General features: G+C 55.2%; 1 tRNA gene and 1 rRNA gene. Both read left to right on the top strand.

The features are described from left to right. A 16S ribosomal RNA gene (locus SCM96_16095) occupies positions 1–337 on the top strand; the annotation flags it as partial. 131 nt (positions 338–468) lie between these two features. After that, a tRNA-Ile gene (locus tag SCM96_16090) sits at positions 469–542 on the top strand. Positions 543–549 lie beyond the last annotated feature (7 nt).

Below are 549 nucleotides of genomic sequence, written 5' to 3'. Positions count from 1 at the left end.
GACCCTTATATCCAGGGCTACACACACGCTACAATGGTCTGTACAATGGGTAGCCAAGCCGCGAGGCGGAGCCAATCCTGAAAGCAGGCCTCAGTTCAGATTGCAGTCTGCAACTCGACTGCATGAAGCCGGAGTTGCTAGTAACCGCAGGTCAGCAATACTGCGGTGAATACGTTCCCGGGTCTTGTACACACCGCCCGTCACGTCATGGAAGCTGGCAACGCCTGAAGCCGGTGGGCTAACCGAAAGGGGGCAGCCGTCTAAGGTGGGACTGGTGACTGGGACGAAGTCGTAACAAGGTAGCTGTACCGGAAGGTGCGGCTGGATCACCTCCTTTCTAGGGAGTTCCTGATCAAAGGCCTGCGGGCTGGCGATCTACTCCAAAAGACCTTTCCCGAGCGAGGTCGGTTTCCTATCACTCTTGAGTTGTTAAGGCAAGTACCTTAGCATGTTGGATATGCCGCAAGCGGGCCTGTAGCTCAGTTGGTTAGAGCGTTCCTCTGATAAGGGAGAGGTCACTAGTTCGAGTCTAGTCAGGCCCACAGCAAA

Source organism: Acidobacteriota bacterium (assembly GCA_033549365.1).
GTDB lineage: Bacteria > Acidobacteriota > Aminicenantia > Aminicenantales > Saccharicenantaceae > JAWSUF01.
This window is presented reverse-complemented; position numbering and strand designations above follow the sequence as displayed.